This is a genomic window from Ancylobacter defluvii, from assembly GCF_018390605.1.
Lineage (GTDB): Bacteria > Pseudomonadota > Alphaproteobacteria > Rhizobiales > Xanthobacteraceae > Ancylobacter > Ancylobacter defluvii.
Genome location: NZ_JAHBGD010000002.1, coordinates 220,185 through 241,502, shown reverse-complemented (window position 1 = coordinate 241,502; position 21,318 = coordinate 220,185). Strand labels below are relative to the sequence as shown.

Annotated in this window: 22 protein-coding genes; 4 read left to right on the top strand and 18 right to left on the bottom strand. The window is 68.3% G+C overall.

The features are described from left to right. Positions 1–315: 315 nt before the first annotated feature. From KHC24_RS01100 to KHC24_RS01070, 7 genes are all read right to left on the bottom strand, one after another. Positions 316–1,146, bottom strand: a complete 831-nt coding sequence (locus KHC24_RS01100) for a quinoprotein dehydrogenase-associated SoxYZ-like carrier (RefSeq protein ID WP_213358599.1) — start codon at positions 1,144–1,146, stop codon at positions 316–318. Positions 1,147–1,275: 129 nt separating this feature from the next. Next, positions 1,276–2,484, bottom strand: coding sequence for an MFS transporter (locus KHC24_RS01095; RefSeq protein ID WP_213358598.1), 1,209 nt, complete (start codon positions 2,482–2,484; stop codon positions 1,276–1,278). A 27-nt stretch (positions 2,485–2,511) separates the two neighbouring features. Beyond that, positions 2,512–3,336, bottom strand: a complete 825-nt coding sequence (locus KHC24_RS01090; RefSeq protein WP_213358597.1) for an aldo/keto reductase — start codon at positions 3,334–3,336, stop codon at positions 2,512–2,514. Positions 3,337–3,357: 21 nt separating this feature from the next. After that, positions 3,358–3,585 (bottom strand): hypothetical protein, encoded by a 228-nt coding sequence (locus tag KHC24_RS01085; protein WP_213358596.1) that lies wholly within the window; start codon positions 3,583–3,585, stop codon positions 3,358–3,360. A gap of 128 nt (positions 3,586–3,713) precedes the next feature. Then, positions 3,714–3,875, bottom strand: coding sequence for a hypothetical protein (locus KHC24_RS01080; RefSeq protein ID WP_213358595.1), 162 nt, complete (start codon positions 3,873–3,875; stop codon positions 3,714–3,716). A gap of 226 nt (positions 3,876–4,101) precedes the next feature. Continuing rightward, entirely contained in the window at positions 4,102–4,704 is a 603-nt protein-coding gene (locus KHC24_RS01075; protein ID WP_213358594.1) for an NADPH-dependent F420 reductase, read from the bottom strand. A gap of 57 nt (positions 4,705–4,761) precedes the next feature. Continuing rightward, positions 4,762–5,511, bottom strand: coding sequence for an SDR family NAD(P)-dependent oxidoreductase (locus KHC24_RS01070; protein WP_213358593.1), 750 nt, complete (start codon positions 5,509–5,511; stop codon positions 4,762–4,764). Positions 5,512–5,618: 107 nt separating this feature from the next. Here KHC24_RS01070 and KHC24_RS01065 point away from each other — a divergent pair, with 107 nt between their 5' ends. Next, positions 5,619–6,563 (top strand): LysR family transcriptional regulator, encoded by a 945-nt coding sequence (locus KHC24_RS01065; RefSeq protein WP_213358592.1) that lies wholly within the window; start codon positions 5,619–5,621, stop codon positions 6,561–6,563. A gap of 33 nt (positions 6,564–6,596) precedes the next feature. Here the strand turns inward: KHC24_RS01065 and KHC24_RS01060 are convergent, their stop codons facing one another. The 11 genes from KHC24_RS01060 to KHC24_RS01010 all read right to left on the bottom strand — a co-directional run bounded on the left by KHC24_RS01060 (position 6,597) and on the right by KHC24_RS01010 (position 18,007). Beyond that, positions 6,597–7,115, bottom strand: coding sequence for a gluconokinase (locus KHC24_RS01060; RefSeq protein WP_213358591.1), 519 nt, complete (start codon positions 7,113–7,115; stop codon positions 6,597–6,599). Between the two features lie 134 nt (positions 7,116–7,249). Then, positions 7,250–8,287, bottom strand: a complete 1,038-nt coding sequence (locus tag KHC24_RS01055; protein WP_213358590.1) for an L-idonate 5-dehydrogenase — start codon at positions 8,285–8,287, stop codon at positions 7,250–7,252. A gap of 60 nt (positions 8,288–8,347) precedes the next feature. Next, positions 8,348–9,628, bottom strand: a complete 1,281-nt coding sequence (locus tag KHC24_RS01050; protein WP_213358589.1) for a TRAP transporter large permease — start codon at positions 9,626–9,628, stop codon at positions 8,348–8,350. A 2-nt stretch (positions 9,629–9,630) separates the two neighbouring features. Beyond that, on the bottom strand, positions 9,631–10,206 hold the full coding sequence (locus tag KHC24_RS01045; RefSeq protein ID WP_213358588.1) for a TRAP transporter small permease: 576 nt from the start codon (positions 10,204–10,206) through the stop codon (positions 9,631–9,633). A gap of 154 nt (positions 10,207–10,360) precedes the next feature. Continuing rightward, complete coding sequence (locus KHC24_RS01040; RefSeq protein ID WP_213358587.1) at positions 10,361–11,377, bottom strand: TRAP transporter substrate-binding protein; 1,017 nt, start codon at positions 11,375–11,377, stop codon at positions 10,361–10,363. Between the two features lie 64 nt (positions 11,378–11,441). Beyond that, a complete protein-coding gene (locus KHC24_RS01035) occupies positions 11,442–12,212 on the bottom strand; it encodes an SDR family oxidoreductase (RefSeq protein ID WP_213358586.1) in 771 nt (256 codons plus the stop codon). An 11-nt stretch (positions 12,213–12,223) separates the two neighbouring features. Beyond that, positions 12,224–13,423, bottom strand: a complete 1,200-nt coding sequence (locus KHC24_RS01030) for a mandelate racemase/muconate lactonizing enzyme family protein (protein ID WP_213358585.1) — start codon at positions 13,421–13,423, stop codon at positions 12,224–12,226. Positions 13,424–13,492: 69 nt separating this feature from the next. Then, the gene (locus tag KHC24_RS01025) at positions 13,493–14,518 is read right to left on the bottom strand and encodes a TRAP transporter substrate-binding protein (RefSeq protein ID WP_213358584.1); all 1,026 of its coding nucleotides are present in this window, start codon (positions 14,516–14,518) and stop codon (positions 13,493–13,495) included. Beyond that, entirely contained in the window at positions 14,496–15,323 is an 828-nt protein-coding gene (locus KHC24_RS01020; RefSeq protein WP_213358583.1) for a FadR/GntR family transcriptional regulator, read from the bottom strand. Before KHC24_RS01020 ends, KHC24_RS01025 begins: the two co-directional genes overlap by 23 nt. 171 nt (positions 15,324–15,494) lie before the next feature. Next, positions 15,495–16,793 carry a BNR-4 repeat-containing protein gene (locus KHC24_RS01015; RefSeq protein WP_213358582.1) on the bottom strand — a complete coding sequence of 433 codons (1,299 nt, stop codon included), beginning with the start codon at positions 16,791–16,793 and terminating at the stop codon, positions 15,495–15,497. Further along, positions 16,790–18,007: a polysaccharide pyruvyl transferase family protein gene (locus KHC24_RS01010; protein WP_213358581.1), complete on the bottom strand. Its 1,218-nt coding sequence runs from the start codon at positions 18,005–18,007 to the stop codon at positions 16,790–16,792. The genes KHC24_RS01015 and KHC24_RS01010 overlap by 4 nt, the downstream gene beginning before the upstream one ends. Positions 18,008–18,180: 173 nt before the next feature. Between KHC24_RS01010 and KHC24_RS01005 the strand changes: the two genes are divergently transcribed. Genes KHC24_RS01005 through KHC24_RS00995 form a run of 3 tightly spaced genes read left to right on the top strand, consistent with a single transcriptional unit; the run spans position 18,181 to position 21,313 of the window. Beyond that, positions 18,181–19,428 carry a polysaccharide pyruvyl transferase family protein gene (locus KHC24_RS01005; protein WP_213358580.1) on the top strand — a complete coding sequence of 416 codons (1,248 nt, stop codon included), beginning with the start codon at positions 18,181–18,183 and terminating at the stop codon, positions 19,426–19,428. After that, positions 19,425–21,020 (top strand): tetratricopeptide repeat protein, encoded by a 1,596-nt coding sequence (locus KHC24_RS01000; RefSeq protein ID WP_338078384.1) that lies wholly within the window; start codon positions 19,425–19,427, stop codon positions 21,018–21,020. Before KHC24_RS01005 ends, KHC24_RS01000 begins: the two co-directional genes overlap by 4 nt. A gap of 35 nt (positions 21,021–21,055) precedes the next feature. Continuing rightward, positions 21,056–21,313 (top strand): acyl carrier protein, encoded by a 258-nt coding sequence (locus KHC24_RS00995; protein ID WP_213358578.1) that lies wholly within the window; start codon positions 21,056–21,058, stop codon positions 21,311–21,313. Positions 21,314–21,318 lie beyond the last annotated feature (5 nt).

Sequence of the window (21,318 nt, the reverse complement as noted above, 5' to 3'; positions counted from 1 at the left end):
CGGCTTTCATCGGTGAGCCGAAACGACGCGGCCGGCTGGTGTCGGTCTGGCGGGTGTCGCCGGTCGGCGGGTGCCCGATAGCGAGCGTGAGCGCCGGCCTGCGCTCGTCTCGTCCAATATCGGAAAGGTGACCCGCGAGGCGGGTCAGCAGGGTGGCATCGAGCGGCCACGCTCGCCCGGAGCCCTCGCGGCATCCCGTTCCCATCGCAAGACCATGGATGACCGTGGTCATCGCGCCGTCATGCCGCCCGGCGAGCCACCGCACGGGCGCATAGGCGCACAGGCAATCGGTTCAACTTCGGATGCGGGCGCGCCTCAGCCGGCGGGCTTCAATTCGCCTTCGAAGGTACGCCCGTCGGTGTCGCCGGCATCGACGTGAATCTGCTGCCCGGTCGGCTCGAAGGAGAATTGCAGATTGGGATCCTCGCTCAGCGAGATGCCGCCTTCCATCGAGAGGATGAGCGCGTCGCCCTGCTTGACCTCGATGCGGTCGACATATTTCGCCGGGATGTACAGCCGGGTGATCTGGTCCATCTGCAGCCCGGAATAGTTGGGATGCCGGATCATCAGCTGGACGCGGGCGAACCGGTTCGCCTTGGTGGCGTCGCCCAGCTGGCCCGGCTGGACCAGCCGCATCTTCATCTGGCCGATATTCCTCAGCGCCGCTTCCTCGTCCTTCATCGCCGGCGCCGAGCAGCCGCCCGATGCCTTGACGTAGCGCTGCGCCATTTGCAGCGAGCCGTCCGAAAGCTGGGCCACCGCCCGCACATAGCTGTAGGAGTTCACCCGGATGCGGGTGGCGAGAGCGAGGTCGTGACGCTCGCCGCCAAAGGTGAAGGTCGCGGCGACAGGGGCGGGGTTCTCGTCGACGATGAGGGTGAGCTTCTCCACCGTGCGGGAATCACCCGGCGGCAGCGCCACGGCGATCTCGATCGGCACCATGGCGGCGTCCTCGGCACGGATCGGCGCGGTGAGCGTCACCAGCGGGCCGGCATCGGCCACCGGGCGCTCGCCGAATATATCCGGCTTCAGCGCCTGCCAGGTGGCGTCGGCTCCCGCCTCCTGCGCCGAGCCGGCGGCGGAAAGGGCGACCAGCAGCGTGGCCGCCATGATGGAGGTGGCGAGCACCGCCTTGGCAAGGCGCATGAGAACTCTCCCGGTTTGTCCGCCCGGTCGTTTTCCGCCCGGCAGTTCAGGAGCCGATCATACGCCTGCTCGGCGCGCCGGATAGGTCAAATCATCGTTTGACCCATCCGGCAGGTCACGTCGTGCATCTCACGCCCGGCAGGGCTGCGTTGCGGGCCGGGCGCGGCCGAGCCATGCCAGCGCCAGTCCGCCGGCCGCCAGCAGGCCGCCGGCGACCGGCACCGCCTGATAGCCGAGGTCGAGGCTGATCACGACGCCGCCCACCGCGGCGCCGAGCGCATTGCCGAGATTGAAGGCGCCGACATTGATCGAGGAGGCGAGGCCGGGCGCTTCGGCGGCAGCCTGCATCACCCGCATCTGTACCGGCGGGACGATGGCGAAGGCGGCAGCGCCCCAGACCAGCAGCCCGATCGCCGCGCCGACATGGCTGGTCAGCAGCAGCGGCAGCGTCGCCATGATGGCGGCGAGCGCGGCGAGGAAGATCATCGTCGCGCCGTCGAGCGACCAGTCCGCCAACCGGCCGCCGAGGCCGTTGCCGAGGGTGAAGCCGACGCCGATCAGCACCAAAGCGAGGGTGACGAAGGCGTTCGAGGCGCCGGTCAGCTCCGCCAGCACCGGGGCGACATAGGTGTAGAGCGTGAACATGGCGCCGGCGCCCAGCACCGTGGTCGCCATGGCGAGCAGCACGGTCGGATGCGTCAGCACGCGGAGCTCGCGCCGCACGTCGGGCAGCTTGCCGGCCGTTCCCCGCGGCAGCGCCAGCCACAGCGAGGCGATGGCGACCAGGCCCAGCACGGCCGTGCCGGCAAACGCCATGCGCCAGCCGATCTGCTGGCCGACCCAGGTCGCCGCCGGCACGCCGCCAATATTGGCGATGGTCAGCCCCATGAACATGGCGGCGACCGCGCTGGCCTGCTTCTCCTTCGGCACCACGCTTGCCGCGACGATGGCGCCGAGGCCGAAGAAGGCGCCATGGTTGAGGCTGGTGACGAGGCGGGCAAGCAGCAGCGTCGTGTAGCCCGGCGCCAGCGCCGAGAGCAGGTTGCCGACGGTGAAGATGCCCATCAGCAGCATCAGCGCGGTCCGCTTGCCGAACCGGCTGAAGGCCAGCGTCATCACCGGCGCGCCGACCATCACGCCGATGGCGTAGGCGCTGACCAGCAGCCCGGCGGTCGGGATCGAGACGTCGACGCCCTCGGCGATGACCGGCAGCAGCCCCATCGGGGCGAATTCCGTGGTGCCGATGCCGAAGGCGCCGATGGCGAGGGCGAGGAGCGGCCAGTTGATGCCGCCGCTCCGGCGCGCTCGCGCCGGTGCGTCCGATGCTATGGCGTCCATGTCGTGCTTCCTGCTTCTATGCCGCGTTCACGCGTCCCAGGCCGGCGCCAGGCCGGGCGGGCTGACCAGCCGGCCATCGGGGCGGGCGAGCTTCCCGATCGCCGCCATGTCCTCGTCGCTGAGGACGAAGTCGAAGATGGCGATGTTTTCGGCCACCCGCTCGGGCTTCGCCGTCTTGGACAGCGCGATGAAGCCCTGCTGGATCAGCCAGCGCAGCCCGACCTGCGCGGCGCTCTTGCCGTGCCTGGCGCCGATGGCGCACAGCTGTTCATCGCGCGGCACGGCGCCATCGGCCATGCCGAAATAGGCGGTGAGGCTGACACCCGAGGCGGCGGCGGCTTTCACCATCGCCTGCTGATCGAGATAGGGGTGAAGCTCGATCTGGTTGGTGACGATCGGCGCGGCGCTCAGCGCCACGGATTCGCGCAGCTGGGCGACGTTCTGGTTGCTGACGCCGATGAAGCGGGTGCGGCCGGCGGCCTGCACCGCGTTCAGCATGGCGATCTGGTCGGCAATCGCCACCTTGTCGCCGGGCCAGTGCAGCAGCAGCAGATCCACCTGGTCGACCTTCAGCTTGTCGAGGCTCTCGGTCACGGAGGCCGCGAACGGCTCGGGGCTGTACTTGTCGACCCAGACCTTGGTGGTCAGGAACAGGTTCTCGCGGCGCGCGCCGGCGGCGTGCAGCGCACGGCCGAGCGCGGCTTCGTTGCCATAGATCTGCGCGGTGTCGAAATGGGTGAAGCCGGCTTCGAGTGCTGCCGGGACGACCCGTTCCACTTCATCGTCCGACATGCGGAAGACGCCGAAGCCGAGGGCGGGGATCTCGGCGCCCTTGACGGACACGGTCTGCATGCAAGTGCTCCTGATGGATGGTTACGCGGCAATCGCCGCCTTGTCCGTGTCACACGCCGGGACGATCTCGAACAGCGCTTCGTCGATCATGGCGAAGGCCGGCCGATTGCCGGGCATTGCCTCGATGGAAGCGACGGCCCTTCGCGGTGCGGGCACGCTGCGTGCGCCCGTCATCGTCGAGTGGGTGCTCGACGCGGGCTTGAGGCGGTGCGGCTGCACGATGGCACCAATGGCGGGACGGTTCTGCATGGACATCAGATAAGGCGGCGGGCCCGTCGTGATAATGGGCCTGAGGTCCACATCATCTGTGAAATGATTTCATAGGCGGTATATCGGTGGACGCCGGCCGACACGGGCCGTCCCCACGCATCGCGCGATCAGGGGTGCGGCGCCGATATCTGCGAGAGCACGATTTCCGTCATCGTCCTCGAATGTCCGGCGCTCGACATTTCACCACGCCCATCGGGTGATCGCGCGGTAAGCGCGCAGATGGCCACGACACAGGAAAAGGCAACGACGGTCAGCATCCGCGCATTCATGGCTCATTCCTCCCTCGCGCCGGGACTTGCAGGCGTGAGGGGCAGGTTAAGCAGCCGGGGACCGATACCCCATTATCCGCTGGCTTCGATGCCTCATCGAGGGATATCGCCCGATCATCCCTTGGTTTGCATTGGAAGGCCGTTCTGCCTCTTGAAGGCCGAGGGCTGCCGGGCGGGGGCGGGCCGAATCCACCCCGGCGAGGCGTCGCCGGAGTGGATCGGCTTCTCAGCCGAACCGGACGAGGTTCAGCGCCGGCAGCGGGCCGCCGGGAAACTGCACCAGCCGGCCGCCCACCGCGAGCGAGCCGAGATCGATGCCGAAAAAGCCGAGCTGGCCGATCAGCGTACCGACCTCGGCCTTGGCGTTGGCGTCGTCGCCCGAATAGAACAGCACCCGCCGGCCACCCTCCGCCTGCGGGTCGCCGGTCAGCAGCGACGGCGGCAGATGGTTGAACGCATTCACCACGCGGGCCCCCGGAACAAGGTCGGCAAAGACTTCCGAGGAGGCGCGGCCATAGAGCTCGGCCGGCTTGAACAGCGGCATCTCGATCGGGTTATTGGCATCCAGCACGATCCGCCCGCCGAAGTCGGGCAAGCCGGCAAGGGCTGCGGGAAGTTTCGACCAGTTGACGGCGACCAGGACGATGTCCTTGGACGCCGCTTCTTCCCGTGTGCCGGCCGCGATGGCCGGACCGATGGCGGCGACGATCTGTTGCAGGCTGGCAGGGCCGCGGCTGTTGGCGAGGGTGGCGGCAATGCCGTGGCGGGCGAGGACCGTGGCGAAGGCCTGGCCGATCTGGCCGGCGCCGATGATGCCGATGCTGGGCATGGGGGTGATCCTTTGGCTTGGGGGCGAATGTCTTAGGGGCGATTGTCTTGGGGGCGATCAGGCGGTGAGGCCGCCATCGGCGACGATGTCGGCGCCGGTGACGAAGGCGGCGTCCGGGCTCGCCAGGAAGGCGACGACCGCGGCGATCTCATGCGGCTGGCCGTAGCGGCCGACCGCCATGCCGGGACCGACGATCCGGGCGACCGGGCCGTCTGCCGGGTTCATGTCGGTATCGGTCGGGCCGGGATGCACGGTGTTGACGGTGATGCCCTTCGGCCCGAGATCGCGCACCAGCGAGCGGTTGAAGCCGGTGATGGCGCCCTTGGTCAGCGTGTAGAGCGAGGCGGTGGGGAAGGCGGCATAGCGTGTCATCGACGAGCCGATCTGGATGATGCGCCCACCGGCTTTCATGTGGCGGGCGGCTTCCTGCGTGGCGACGAAGACGCCGGTGACGTTCACCGCGATCATGCGTTCATAGGTCTCGAAGGAGACCTCCTCGATCGGCCCGCCGAGGCCGAGCCCGGCATTGTTGACGAGGATGTCGATGCCGCCGAACGCTTCGATGGCGCGGGTCACCGCCGCGCGTACCGCTTCCGGCGCGCCGGCGTCAGCCGCGATGGCGATGGCGCGGCCGCCGGCCGCTTCGATGTCGGCGACCACCTGCCGGGCCTTCTCCGGCGAGGCATTGTAGGTGATGGCGACGGACGCGCCGTCGGCGGCGAGCCGGCGGGCGATGGCGGCGCCGATCGAGCGTGAGCCGCCGGTGACGAGGGCGGCCTTGCCGGCGAGGGGGAGGGAGATGGTCATGAGCTTCGCTCCGGTTCGAATGTCGTTGGAGAGAAGATCGGCGGTTTATTTCGTTTGGATTAGACGGTATTCAGTTGTTTCATTTTCAATGAAACATTGAAGGCGAGATGGAAACGCTGGCCAATCTGGAGAGCTTCGTGCGCAGCGCGGAGGCTGGCAGCTTCTCCTCGGCGGCGCGCCGGCTGGCGCTCACCCCGGCCGCGGTGAGCCGCAACGTGGCGATGCTGGAGCGCAATCTCGGTGTCCGCCTGTTCCAGCGTTCCACCCGCAAGCTGACGCTGACCGAGGCCGGGGAGCGCTTCCTGCTTGCCATCGGCGGCAATCTGGATGCCTTGCAGGCGGCCGTCGCCGATGCGGGGGCCGGCACCGCCGAGCCGGCCGGCGTGCTCAAGGTGAGCCTGCCGCCGACCTTCGGCGTAACCCATATCCTGCCGCTGCTGCCGGAGTTCCTCGCCCGCCATCCCCGCATTCGCCCCGAATGGCATTTCGAGAACCGACAGGTCGATCTGGTGCTCGAAGGCTACGACGCCGCGATCGGCGGCGGCTTCGATCTCGCGCCCGGCATCGTCGCCCGGACGCTGGCGCCGGCGCATGTCGTCGCCGTGGCCTCGCCGGGCTACATGTCCGGCCGGGTGGCGCCGACGGATCCGGCCGGGCTCGCCGCGCTGGACGGCATCGCCATGCGCTCGCTGCGCACCGGCCGCATACGCCGCTGGACGATGCGCCATGTCGACGGCACGGAAATGGGAGCCCTGCCGGGCGAGAAGGTGGTGGTGAACGATCCGGCGGCCATGCGCGAGGCGGCGCGGCTCGGGCTCGGCGTCGCCCTGCTCGCGGTGCCCGACGTGCTGCCGGATCTCGAGAGCGGCGCGCTTATCCGCCTGCTGCCGTATTGGTATGCCGATGCGGGAGCGATCTCGCTCTATTACGCGTCGCGTTCGCTGCTGCCGGCGAAGACCCGCGCCTTCGCGGAATTCCTGGTGGAAGCTTTCAAGCGGGAGCGGCTGGCGGCACGCTTCGCGGGAAGCCTCGGTCCGGCCTTCGGCGCGTAGCCTCGCGGCGGCGGTGGCGCGGCGTGCGCGGCGTCAGCCCGGCAAACCTTGCGGGTGAAGCAGGGACTTGCACGCCTCGGCGACGATGTCGGACAGCGACAGGGTGATAGAGAGCCGCACCGCGTCCTCGTCCGGTGCCGGCGGCTCCAGGGTGGCAATCTGGCTGTCGAGCAGCGAGACGGTGGCGAAGTGGCCGGGGCGGGCGCGCATGCGCTCGGCGATGACCTCGCGCGAGCCGTCGAGGAAGACGAAACGCACCGCGCCCAGCCGCTCGCGCAGAAAATCGCGATAGCTCCTCTTCAGCGCCGAACAGGCGATCACCACCGGACGCTTCGGCTCGGCCCTGGCCGTCTCGCATACGGTCGCGAGCCACGGCCAGCGCATCTCGTCGGTGAGGCCTATCCCCTGTCGCATCCGTTCGACGTTGTCCGCGCTATGCAGGCGGTCCGCCTCGATGAAGGTGCCGGCAAGCGCGGTGGCGAGCCCCTCGGCGACCGCGCTCTTGCCGCAGCCGGACACGCCCATCACCACGATGAAGTCGGGGGCCGCCATACGCGCATCCTCAAGAGGGCCGGGACCAACGTCGCGGCCGGGGTGTGAATCGGCATCCTATAGCAGCGTCGCTGCTGCGGCGGCGAGCGGCGTAACGGTCGCCGTCAGCCGGTGGTCCGGCGGGCGTGAGCCGGTCAGGCCCCGAAGCGGAACTGCACCTTCATCGCCCGCCGGCGGTCGGAGGCGAGGGCGAAGGCGGCCTCGGCCTCCTCGATCGGGAAGCTGCCGGTCAGCAGCGGGCTCAGGTCGACCGCGCCGGTCGAGACGAGCTCGGCGGCGCGGGCGAACTCCGTGTCGAAACGGAAGCTGCCCTTTATGTCGAGTTCCTTGGCAACGATGCTGTTCATCGGCAGCGGCAGGTCGCCGCCGAGGCCGACCAGCACGATGGTGCCGCGCGGGCGCACCAGCTCGATGGCGGTCGACAGCGCGGCGGCATTGCCGGAGCATTCCAGGGCGGCGTCCACACGGCCCTTGTCGCGGGCGAGGTCGGCCAGCGCCCCGGTGCCGCCCGACACGTCGACGCAGCGCGTCGCGCCAAGACGCGCGGCGATCGCCAAGGCCTCGGGCGCGATGTCGGTGGCGATGATCTCGGCGGCCCCGGCCAGCTTTACGCCGGCGATCACCAGGCAGCCGATCGGGCCGCAGCCGGAGACCAGCACCGTCTTGCCCTCGAGCGCGCCGGCCTGGGCCACGGCGTGCAGCGCCACCGCGAAAGGCTCGCACAGGGCGGCGAGGGCGAGATCGACCTCCGGGCCGAGCTTCACCGCCTGGGCCTCCGGCACGGTCATCTCCTCGCGGAAGGCGCCCTGCACATGCGGAAAGCGCATCGCGCTGCCGTAGAAGCGCATGTCGAGGCACTGGTTGCGCAAGCCCTGACGGCAATACTCGCAGGCGCCGCAGGGACCGGAGGGATTGACCGCCACCCGATCGCCCACCGCGACGCGGCTGACCGCCGATCCGACCGCGGCCACCGTGCCGGCAACTTCGTGGCCGAGCACCATGGGCTGCTTCAGCCGGACGGTGCCGAAGCCGCCATTATGGAAGTAATGCAGGTCCGAGCCGCAGATGCCGCCCGCGCCCATGCGCACCAGCACCTCGTTTGGGCTTGGCGCCGGCGCCGGCATGGGCTCGATGCGCAGATCGTGCGGGGCGTGGATGACGATGGCGCGCATGGGGTGGGTCCTTCGGTCGAAAGTTGCCGGGAGTGTAGGGGAGAGGTGGAGGACCCGCGCTCAGCGGGTCATCCATTGCAGCGGCCACATGACGATCTGCGGGAACACCACCAGCAGGAACATCACGATGGTTTGGGCGATCAGGAACGGCAGCACCCCGCGGATCACCCCGCTCATCGGCACCTTGGCGACGCCGCACACCACGTTGAGCACCGTGCCGACGGGCGGCGTCACCAGCCCCAGCGCGTTGTTCATGATGAACAGCACGCCGAAATAGACCGGATCGATGCCCGCCTGCTTGATCACCGGCATCAGCACCGGGGTGAGGATCAACACCGTCGGGGTGAAGTCGAGCGCCGTGCCGACGATGAGCACCAGGATCATCAAGATCGCCGTCAGCAGCATCGGGCTGTCCATGAACGGGGCAACCATCTCGGCGAGCTGCTGGGGAATATCGGCGGTGGTGATCAGCCAGGCCGACACGCCGGCGGCGGCGACCAGGAACATGATGACGGCGGTGGTTTCCGCCGCGCGGTAGATCAGGTGGAACAGATCGCGGATCTTGATCTCGCGATAGATCACCACGCCGACGAACAGCGAGTAGACGGCGGCGATGACCGCGGCCTCGGTGGGAGTGAAGATGCCGAACTTCAGTCCGCCGATGATCACCACCGGCAGCAGCAGCGCCCAGAACGCATCACGCGTCTCCGTGAGGCGCTCCTTCATGCTGCGCTTGGGCTCCGTACGCGGATTGTCCCGCTGGATGCACCACCGCCAGGCCAGCATGATAGCCAGGCCCATCAGTGCGCCCGGCACGATGCCGGCGATGAACAACTTGGTGATCGACACCCCGCCGGTGACGCCGAAGATGATCAGGCCGATGGAGGGCGGGATCACCGGCGCGATGATGCCGCCGCAGGCGATGAGGCCGCAGGAACGGTTGACGTCGTAGCCGGCGTTGCGCATCAGCGGCACCAGCACCGAGGCGAGTGCGGCGGTATCGGCGACCGCCGAGCCCGACAGCGACGCCATGATCACCGCCGCCATCACCGCCACATAGCCAAGGCCGCCGCGAATGTGCCCGACCCAGGCCATCGCCATGGTGATGATGCGCCGGGTCATGCCGCCGGCATTCATGAACTCGCCGGCCAGCATGAAGAAGGGCACGGCGAGCAGCGGGAACGAGTTGGCGCCGTCCCACATGTTCTGGATGATGATCTGCGGGTCGGTGAAGCCCATGTAGAACATCATGACCAGGCCGCAGCCGATCAGCGCGAAGGCGACCGGCATGCCGAGCGCCATGAGCGCGAGCAGGGAGCCGACAAAAATGAAGACGATCATGATCAGCTCCCCTTGCGCGCGATCTGTTCGGCGAGCTCATGCTCAACTTCCTGGATCTCCGACATCCCCTCTTCGTTGACGTCGATGAGTTCGTGCTCCTCGACCATCCCGAGGAGCAGCCGGACCAGGTTGGCGATGCAGATGATGGCGATGGCGGTGCCGGTGACGTAGCTCACGCCATAGACCCAGAGCGTGGAGATCTGGGCGACCGGGGAGGCGTTGCCGGCGATGATCTCGTGCTGCAGCCAGGTGCCGTAGAGAATGTAGCCGGCGCAGATGAGCATGATGGCCTGGCTGATGCCCCAGCAGACCTTGCGCCCGATGAGCGGCAGCGCCCGCACCACCATGTCGACGCCGAGATGCGCCCGCCGGTGCAGTCCGACGATGGCACCGAGAAAGGTCAGCCAGATAAAGGCGAAGCGCGGCATTTCCTCGGAAAGATCGATGCCGCTGTTGAGGAACAGCCTGAGCATCACGTTGCCGAAGACCATGATCAGCATGACCACCATGCAAAGGACCATGATGACTTCGAGCAGCCGGTAGAACGCGGCGATCGCCGACTTCAGCAGCTGATTCATCGGAACACCTTGGGAGACGGGAGGCGGCTTTGGCGGTCAGGACGCGCCGGCGCAGAACGGCCGACGATGCCGATGGCATCGCGCCGCCACTTCATGCGGTCGGGAAGCCGGTGGAAGCGGACGGCCGGGGAAGGGCCGCCCGCTCCGCAACCGCTCAGTTGCCGGCGCGCACCTTGGCAATCTCGGCATAGAAGCCGTCGACGAACTCGTCGCCGATCTGGCCCTTGAACTTGGCGACCACCGGCTTCACCTGCTCCTGGATGCGAGCGAGCTGCTCCGGCGGCACGGCATCGACCTCGACGCCGGCTTCCTTGAACTTGCCGATCACCTCGCGGTCGCCGGCGTCGAGCAGCTGGCGCTGCAGCAGGCCGGCCTCGACCGCCGCCTTGCGGACGCCGTCCTGCTCGGCCGGCGTCAGCTTGTCCCAGAACTTCTTCGAGGCGACCAGAGCCACCGGTGTATAGACGTGGTTGGTCAGCGAGATGTACTTCTGCACTTCCTGCATCTTGTTGGCGTACATATGCAGCAGCGGGTTCTCCTGGCCGTCGATGGCCTTGACCTCCAGCGCCGGGAACACCTCGGAGAACGGCATCGGCGTCGCATTGGCGCCAATGGTCTTCCAGGTGTCGAGCGCCACCGGATTGGCCATGACACGCAGCTTAAGCCCGGAAATGTCGTCGAGCTTGGTCACCGGGTGCCGGCTGTTCGACAGGTTGCGGAAGCCCATGCCGGTCCAGGTGAGGCCGACGAGGCCGGTGGGCTCGATCTTCTCGAAGATCTTCTTGGAAGAGGGACCGTCGAGGACCGCATAGACCTCCTTGGTGTTCTGGAACATGAAGGGCAGATCCCAGACCTGCACTTCCTTCACGCGGGTCGACAGCGGCGCCAGCGTACCGATGTAGAATTCCTGAGTGCCGGCCTGGGTCGCCTGCAGCTGCTTCTCATCGCTGCCGAGCACGGCGCCGTGATAGGGCTGAACCTTGACGTTGCCGTTGGTGTAGGTGCCGACCAGTTCGGCGAACTTGATCATCGCCGCCGCCTGCGGGTGCGAATCCGGCATGGCATGGCCGATCTTCGCCTTGATCTCTGCCGAAGCGGGGCCTGCGGCGAAGAGAGCGGTGGCGGCGAAGAGGGCGGCGTAGGCGACGCGCATTCCAAGATGGGACTTCATGGGGGTTCTCCTTGGTAATATTGGTGTTTTCTTCTTGATGACTCCGCGGCGGCTGCCGCGGATGTCACAGGACGGCCAGCATGCCTCCATCGACATAGATGATCTGGCCGTTCACATAGTTGGAGGCGGGGGAGGCGAGGAATACCGCCGCTCCCACGAGTTCGTCCGGCAGGCCCCAGCGCCGCGTGGGCGTGCGGCCTTTTACGAAGCTGTCGAACTTCGGATCGTTCATCAGCGCCTCGTTCATGTCGGTCGCCATGTAGCCGGGCCCGATGGCATTCGACTGGATGCCGTGCTCGGCCCACTCCGCGGCCATGGAGCGGGTGAGCAGTTTGATCCCTCCCTTGGCGGCCGTATAGGGCGCGACCGTCGGGCGGGCGACTTCGCTCATCAGCGAGCCGATATTGACGATCTTGCCGCCGGTGCCGCGGGCGATCATGCGCTTCGCCGCCTCCCGGCCGATCAGGAAGGCGCTGGTGAGGTTGGTGTCCACCACCCGCCGCCAGTCGGCCGGATCGAGCTCCAGCATCGGCTTGCGGAACTGGATGCCGGCATTGTTGACCAGAATGTCGACGGCGACGCCCTCGGCGTCGAGGCGTTCGAAGGCGGCGAGCACCGCCGCGTCGTCGGCGACGTCGAAGGCGAGCGCCGTTGCGCTGAGGCCTTCGGCGGTGAGGGCCTCCGCCGCCGCGGCCGTGCGTCCGGCATTGGTGCCGTTGAGGATGAGGCGGGCGCCGGCCTGGCCGAGGCCGCGGGCGATGGCATAGCCGAGGCCGCGGGCGGAGCCGGTGACGAGGGCGGTGCGGCCTTCAAGGGAAAACAGTGCGAGCGACATGATCATCTCCCTCAGAGCGCGCTGCGACGGACGGTGAGGTCGTCGCGCTTGAATACCTCCGGCCTCAGCTCGAGGCCGAGGCCGGGGCCCTCCATCGGGTAGGCGTAGCCGTTTTCGATGCGCGGCATGGCGGTGACGAGCTCATTGTACCAGCCGCGATAGAAGGCGCGCACCGATTCCTGGATCAGCGTGTTGGGCTGGCTGAACGAGCAATGGATCGCCGCCACGAAGGCGACCGGGCCGGTGCAATCATGCGGCGCGAAGGGGCGGTGATAGGTGTCGGCCTGCGCGGCGATCTTGCGGCCCTCGGTGAGTCCGCCGGTCCAGCACAGATCGACCATGACGACCCCGATGGCATCGACATTCAGGAAGTCCTGATAGGCGAAGCGCGACCCCAGCGTCTCGCTGGCGCAGACCCACACATCGGTCGAGCGGGCATATTCCGCCAGCGCCTGCGGCGAGTTCATGCGGATCGGGTCCTCGTACCAGGTCGGTGCATAGGGCTCGAGGGCGCGGGCGATCTTCTTGGCGGTCGGCAGGTTCCACAGCGAGTGGAACTCGACCATGATCTCCATCTTGTCGCCGACCGCCTTGCGGATCTTCTCGAACGGGACGATGGCCGCCTTCATCTGCTCGGCGCTGATGTGGTTGCCGCCGGTCTCGATCGCCGCGGGGTCGAACGGCCAGATCTTCATCGCCGTGATGCCTTCGTCGAGCAGGCTCTCGGCCAGCTCGTCGGCGCGGTTCATGAAGGCGTCGAGATCCTCATAGGGACCTTCGCTCTCGCCGATGCCCCATGTCGAGACCGGCTTGATGCTCATGGAGCGGACATATTTGTAGCCGGCACAGGTGTTGTAGAGCCGCAGCTTGTCATGGGCGAGGCCGCCGAGCATCTGGTGGACCGGCTGGTTGCAGACCTTGCCGAAAATGTCCCACAGCGCGAAGTCGATCGCCGAGGCCGCGCGATATTCCACACCGGTCGACGCCTGTGCCAGCGGCAGGTTGACCATTTCCCGGTTCAGCGCCTCGATGCGCAGCGGGTCGCGTCCGAGCAGGCGCCCGGCCAGCGTGTCGTGGATATGCGCCTCGACGGCGCCGGCACCGTAGAAGGTCTCGCCCAGGCCGACCACGCCCTCGTCGGTGTGGACATGGACCCAGAGCAGATTGGCGAATTCCGCGACGCGGATGGTCTCGATGGCGGTGATTTTCATGGGATGCACAAGGGTTCATGGCGGTGCCGCCGGCCGGAATTCGGCCGGCCGGCGCGCACCGGCCGCGTTTCAGTTGGGCTGACGGAACTTGCGGATGTCGGCGTAGAATGCCTCGACGAAGTCGCGGCCGATGGTGTCGGTGTTCTTGTCGAGCACCGGCTGGATCGCGGCGCGGATCTTGTCGAGCTCGGCAGGCGGCATCTCGGTAATCTGCATGCCGCTGTCCTTGAGTTCGTCGATGGCCTGTCCCGCCTGGCGCAGCTCCGCGGCGCGCTGGAAGCCGCGGGTCTCCTCGGCGGCCTTCTCGACGGCCGCCTGCTGCTCGGGTGTCAGGCTGTTCCAGAACTTGGCGGAGGTGACCAGCACCACCGGGGTGTACACATGGTTGGTGATGGTGAGGTACTTCTGCACCTCGTACATCTTGTTGGCGTACATATCGACGACGGGATGCTCGTAGCCGTCGAGCGCCCGGGTCTCCAGCGCGGTGTAGACCTCGGTGAAGGCCATCGGCACCGCGTTCATGCCCATGGCATTGAAGCTCGCCAGCGCCATCGGGCTCTGCATCACCCGAACCTTGAGGCCCTTCATGTCCGCGAGGGCATTCAGCGGGCGGCGGCTATTGGACATGTTGCGGAACGCGCCGCCCGACCAGACCAGGCCGTGCAGGTTCAGCGGCGACAGATCGTCGAGCAACTGGCGGCCCCTCGGGCCGTCCAGCACCGCGGCGGCCTCCGCGTCTGTCGCGAACAGGAAGGGGAAGTCGAAGATCTGCAGCTTCTTCTGCCGGGCGGCGAGAGGCGACAGGGCGCCCATGTAGAAATCGACCGTGCCCGACTGGGCGGCGATCAGCATCTTCTCTTCCGAGCCCAGCACGGCGTTGCCGTACACCGCGACCTTGATCTTGCCGTCGGTCCGCTTCTCGACCTCGGCGGCGAAGAACTTCATGGCCTCCGCGCGCGGATGGCTGTCGGCGAAGGAATGGCCGAGGCGGGTGGTTTTCACCTCCTGGGCATCGCCGGGTGTGATGGCGACGGCCGAAAGCACGGTGAAGGCGGCAAGCGCCGCAGCGAGGCTACGGCGAGAATAGTTTGCCATGGCGTTTCTCCTCATGACTTTTTTGAGTTTCCTGGCCGAGCTCTTGAATGGCTCGTTGCGCGGAAGATGGTTTGTCCGTCGCATCAGGCAGGTTGGGGGTCGCGAGCGTCCGGTTGTCGACGCGAAGCACGGCGCGCAGGTCGCGCTGCGCGTCGTCGAGCAGTGCGATCACCGCCTTCTCCGCGTCAGACGGGCGGCGCTGTTCGATCGCCTCGCAGACATGGCGATGCAGCGGCAGCGAACGCACCCGGCCGCCCGGCAGGGCCGCCACACGCTCGAAGCAGATGTGCAGCACCGTGGACATCACGCTCTGCAACTGGGTCACGAACGGATTGGCGCAGGCGCGGATGATGGATTTGTGGAAGGCGACGTCGGCGGTCGCGTAATCGCCTTCGCCGGCGACCGCCGCCGCCATGACCTCATAGGCGGCCCGGATGGCGGCGACTTCCTCCGCATTCGCCCGTTCGGCGGCCAGCCGGGCTGCCGCCGGCTCGACGATGCGGCGCAGTTCCATGATGTCGGTGCCGAGCGTCAGGTCGACGCCGGTGACGTCGGCGCGCCAGATCATGACTTCCGGGTCGAGCAGGCTCCAGCGGCTCTGCTCCAGGACCACGGTGCCGGTGCGGCGGCGCACCTCGACCATGCCCTTCGATGCCAGCCCCTTGATTGCCTCGCGGAGCACGATGCGGCTGACGCCGAGCTGGACACACAAGACCGGCTCGGCAGGAATCACCTGACCGGGAGGGTAGATCCCGGCGCAGATGTCCTTGCCCAGTCGAGCAAGCGTATCGTGGTAAAGTGTCATGGCAAACATCATACGTATGATGTTTGAAGAGTCAAAATCATTTGCGCCGGGTCGATCGATCAAGCGGCGGCGTGGGGAATGCCGTGAGCAGGCGACAATGCCGGTCGCTGCGATCCCGGTGTCAGTGTGCTCGGTGTCAGTGATCTCGGCGCGTGCGTGCCGACCCGCCTGTCACCAGGCGTCGACCAGGTTGGCCGGCCAGCGAAACAGTCGCGCCGGGGCCGAACTGAGCGCCTGTTCGCCGTCGCCCTGACCCTGGCGGCAGGCCTGCACATACAGCAGCACGCTGCCGTCGCGGCGAAAGCTCTGCTCGTCGATCACCGGCTCATATTGCCCGAGATCCTCGTTCACCAGCACGCGCGGTTCGGCAGAGGACGGCCCATAGGGCGGCCGGTGCACGCTCAGCATCAGGCGGTTGCCATATTCGAGGCTGCGGAAGAAGCAGAGCACGGTACCGTCCGCGCGTGCCAGCATTTCCGGCCGGCTGTGCGGCAGCGGCAGCGTGCCCCGGCCCGCCAGGGCGAAGCGGGTGCGGAACGCCGAGACCGCCTGCGCCTGCCAGGCCGAATCGGCCTGCCACACCAGGTGATATTGCGGGATGCCGGCGGCGTCGTTCCAATAGGTCAACGCCATCGGGCGGCCGTCCGGCCCGAGAGCGGCGGTCGCCTGATTGATCAGATTGCGTCCCGGCGGCACCGGCCAGATGCGGGCACCATGGAACGGCGTCACCGGCGCGCGCAGCTCCACGCCGTCCGCGCTCGTCACTGTCGTCAACTCGGCATCGACGAAGACGAGGTCGATGCCGACATTCGCCACATCGCCCGCGGAGGTGAGGTCGGGTGCCAGCCGCCAGACCACGAACAGGGCGGTGCGCCCGTCCGGCAGCTTGACGGGACGATTGAGATAAGGCCCGGCGCCGAGCGTGCCGGCGATGCCGGACAGCAGCGGCCGTTCGTCGGGCACGAAGGCATCGCGTTCGGCGTTCCAGCGGCTGACACGGATCTCGCCGCGCCAGGGCCCGCCATCCCGATACAGCAGGGCAAGCGCCGGCGGCTCGGAGCGGCGGAGCAGCATCGGGTAGGTTAGCCGCTGCGCATGGTCATGCTGCAACGCGCGAGGCGGTTGAAGATGGCCGGCGAGATCGGGCGCGAGGCGCATATGCCACGCCGTCGAGGCATGCGCGCCGAACACCGCGTGGATATCGCCGGCGGGCCCGCATTCGAGGCTGATACAGGCATGGGCGTCGTGCGGGAGCACGGGTGAGGGGGTGACGCAGCGGGCGACGACCCGGAAGTCGGCATCGATCCGGCATAGCACGACGGCACCGGCATCGTCGTAGAAGGAGGCGATCCACCCTCCCTCGACCGGCAGCACGGCCTGATGGCGGAACGGCACGCAATTGACGCTGCTGCTGGCCCAGGCATCTCCGAGCGCTGCGATGTGCGGTGAGCCGGTCATGTCGGTGGTCACGGCGTTTCATGCTCCCCGGCGCAGTGGCGCGCGGCGCCTCGCCGTGTGGAATAGCCATCCGCCTTGAACGGACGCAAGGCCCAGTCGGCGCCGAGATGGCTGCTGCCGAGGGCGGCGGCCAGGCGCAGCAGCGCCAGCACGCCGGGGCGCGGCGTCCGGCGCGCCTCCAGCACCGCCGCGGTCTGCTCCCAATGGTCGTCAAGCGCTGTCGTGACGTGATCGGGAAGCGGCAGCTTGTCCGGCATTGCTGCCAGCCTTGCGAACCCCTCCGGCCAGTCCGCGACCAGCGCCTCGGGCGTTTCCCGATGCGCCAGGAAACCGCGGAACCGCCGCGCCGGCGGCCGCGCCACCAGCACGCCCGGCACCGCATAGGCCGCCGCGGCGATGCAGCCATGCAGCGACTGGCCGACATAGCCGCGCGCGAAGGCGAGGGCCGCCGCGATCTCCCGCAGCGAGCGGGGGGCGTCGACGAGCACATGCGGGGTACGCAGGTGCCGGGACAGATGGCGCAGGTCGTCATCGTCCTTCACCGCCGGCCCGATCGCCAGCAGCAGCGGAACCCAGCCGTCGCGCGCGGCGAACCTGTCGATTGCCGCGGCGATGAGCGGAAAGTCGGCATCCTCGTCCCGCGCCCGGAGATGGATGGCGACGAACGGCCGATCGGTCGGCGCCGACGTCCGGGCGAGAAGCTCGCGAAATACCGGCGCGAGGTCCACCGACGGCCATAGCGAGGCGAGGTCGTTCGCGGTGTCGGGCACCAGGTGGATATCCGGCCGTAGCGGCTGCAGGAAGCCAATGCTGGCGGCATCGCGCACCGCCACCCGGTCGGCCGCCGCCAGCGCCGCGCCGGCGAGCTTTCCCAGCGGATGCCGGGTGAACGGGCGTGGTACGCCCGGCGCGTTCCACACCAGCGGCAGGTCGTGCACCGCCGCATGCCAGCTGGCGCCCATCCAGAGCGAGGCGAGCGCACTCTCGCTGAGGGAGGTGGGCCGCCCGACGATGAGATTACCGCCGCCGATCAGGATGCCGGCGCTCGCCGGCGCCTGGCCGACCAGCTCCCGCAGGCTCACGGAGGCGGGGGCATCCGGCCAGATCGACGCGCGCCCGGTCAATGTGACGCCGGCAACGCGATAGCCGCGCCGGCGCAGCCGATGCTCGGCGAGCAGGGGAAACAGCGCGTCGCCGAAATTGGCCACATCGCACAGGCATGCCACGTGAAGCGTGCGCGGGTCCTGCGTCGAATCTGGCCGAACGTCTTCAAATCGCATCACAAAATACGCCGACAGATGGGGATGGAGCAGGGGCTGGGCGTTGTGTCCGCCCGTGCGCGCGGCTAGGCTAACCACAGTGAGAGACCACGACAATCGGGCTAGGGTAGGCGGCTCACATGATGGACCGTCAGGTCGTTGCTTTGTGCGGAACGTTCGACGTCGCGAATTTCGGCGACCTGATGTTTCCCATCGTCGCGGCCGCGCGGCTGGAGCCCTTCGGCTGGAACGTGCTGCCGGTTTCGCCAACGAACGGTGCCACCAGCTTCGCCGACGCCATGCCGACCCGCTCGATGTCGGAACTGCTGCGCGGCGAGTGTCCGTCCGATGCGGTGATGATCGGCGGCGGCGAAATCATCCATGCCTGGCGCGGCGACTTCCTGCGCGAATATCAGTCCGGCGATCTGGGCGAGCTCGCTTATATGTCGCTCTGGTATGGCGCGTCGCTGGCGGCGAGCGTCGCCGACGTGCCGCTGGCGTGGAACACGCCGGGCGTACCGGCACCGTTCGAGCGGCCGTTGCGCCGGGAGGCGCTGGATCCGGCCGTGGCCGCCGCCGACTATGTCTCGGTGCGCGATGCCACCAGCCGCATCTTTCTCGGACGTAGCCATGCGGCGACCGTGGTGCCCGACACCGTGGCCGGCATCGCCTCGGTCTGGCCGAAGCCGGGGCTGGAGCCGGCCTTCCGGGCGCTGGTGCAACGGGCGGGCATCGCGGCCGATGCCCGGCTGATGGCGGTGCATCTGCGTCCCGAGCGCATCGAGCCCGGCATGATTCCCGAGCTCGGCGCTCGGCTCAGCGGCTTTGCCGAGACGCATGGGGTGACGCCGGCGCTGGTCGCCATCGGCCCCAGCCTGAACGACGGCGAAGGCGCCCGCGCCCTGGCCGCCTGCCTCACCGTCGACCACCTCGTCCTCGATGCGCCGCAGAGCCTGCGGGAGGTGGCGGCCCTGCTCGCCCATGCGGCGCTCTATGTCGGCAATTCGATGCATGGCTATGTGACGGCGGCGGCCTACGACGTGCCCGGCGTGATTGTCGCCCGCTCGGGGTTCCGCAAATATCAGGGCTTCGCCGGCCATATCGGGCGCGACGAGGACGTGGCCCGGAGCTGGGAGCGTGCCTTGCTGCGCGCGGCAGTGCTGGCGACCGAGCCGCAGGGACAGCTGATTCCCGCCGGCGTTCATGAGGCGCTGGAGCGGCACTGGGCGCAGATCGCCCGCATCATTGCCGACCGGGAGGCCGGCACGGCGCGCCGGGCGGCATTTCTGCGCCACGTGCTGGCGGGTGGCCTGCGCCATGGCGGGCTGGCCGGCATTGCGCGCACCCTTCCCATGGCGGGGATGCCGTCCCCGAAGCTGTCGGTATGAGCGGGGTGACGCTGGCGACGCCGGCCGAATTCCGGGCTGCCGTTCAGCAATGCCTCGACGGCAACGATCTTGCCGGCGCACACCGCCTGGCGCGCGAGGCAGCCATGGCTCATCCACGCGACATCGACTGCCAGCTTCAGCTGGGACGGCTTCTCGATCAGTCCGGGCGCCATGGCGAGGCCGCCGCGCACTACCAGGCCTTGCGCACGGCGTTCCCGAACAATGCATGGGTGGCGGCGCGCCTGGCAACCTCTCTCGCCAAACAGGGGCGCGGCGAGGAAGCGCTGGCGCTCTATCACGCGGCGGTCGCCGGGGCCGGGCTGACCGAGGCGCAACGCACCCAGATCGCGCGCCAGATCGCCGCGCCGCTGCGCCGCAACCACGCCGCCGCGGCGCTACTGGCGTCACGCGTCGCGGTTACTCCCGACGATGCGGCGCTGCTGCGGGAGGCCGGAAGCGCCGCCGCCTCCACCAACAATCTCACCGAGGCGATCGGTTTTCTCGACCGCTCCGCCGCGCTCCAGCCGCTGCCGGCCTGGGCGCATGCCATCCGCATCGACGCCCGGCAGAAGCTCGCCCGCCGCGCGGGCCAGTGGCCGCCCGTCGATGCCGGGCTCGAGGCAGCGCTCGAGGCCGCGCTGGCGCAGCCGCCGCTTGCCGCGACCTATGTCCGGTTCCTCAATCGCCTGCCGCTGAGGCGGGAGGCATGGACGCGGCTCTACCGGCAGGTGAGGACGGCGGCCGATCCCGGCACCAAGGACGGCTTCCTGCTCTACGAGATCCTGCTGGCGGCGCTGCAGGCGGATGATCGCGGCTTTGCCGACGAGGTGGCGGCGGCGCTGGTTTCCGGTTCGGAATGGGCGGAGCGGGCGGCACCGCTCATCGAGGCGCTGCACGCGGCATCCTCGGCCGTATGGTCGCGCTCGCGCCTCGAGGACGACAAGGCGGCGGAACTGCAAATCGTGCGCGTCCCCGGTGCGCAGGCGACGCTGCTGGTGTTCGCGACGCTGACCGGCAACTTCATGATGCTGCCGCTGGCGATGCTCGATGCGCTGCTGGCCGCGCTTCCGGTCAATGTCGTCTATCTGCGCGATACCATGTCCTATGCGCCCGGGCTGCGCGGCTTCCGCTCGTTCGGCCCGCACCTCGACGACACGCTCGTGCGCCTGCGGCAGGAGATCGCCACGCTCGGCGCGCCGCGCCTGCTGACGCTCGGCGCTTCCGCCAGCGGGCTGTCGGCCATCCGCTATGGCGCCCGGCTCGGTGCCGAGCGCGCCGTCACCTTCGGCGCGCTGACCTCGCTGGGGCCGGAGTTCGGCCACGCCGCGATCCGCTCCGGCCGGCTGACCATGGCCGCGGTCACCGAGGCGCAAACGCGCTTCCGCGACGTGGCGTCCGAACTTGCCGCGGCGCCGACGATGCGCGTGGAATTCCACTATGGCGCGGAATACAAGCTCGATGTCGATCATGCGTTTCGCGTAAAGGATCTGCCCGGCATTTCCATCCATCCGTCTGCCGGCGTGGATCACCACTATGTCGTCCTGTCCATGATCGCGGCCGGCACCTTCACCGGCGCGATCTGGCACGATTGACGCCCCACCCGCTCGCCATTGTTTCTGAGGATTCGATGCTTCCGACCCACACTGCCGTCACCGAATGGATGCTGCAATACATCGCCTCGACCCTGGAGCTGGACCGGAGTGCCGTGGCGCTGGACGCGCGGTTCGATTCCTACGGGCTCGATTCCCTGGAGGTCGCGGTGATGGTCGGGCTGCTGGAGGACGAGTTCAGCCTCGAAATGATGGAGGAGGAAAAGCAGGCGGTTCCCAGCATCGAGGGCATAGTCGTCGCGCTGGTGAATGGCGGCAAGGTCCAGGAGGGCTGAGGCCG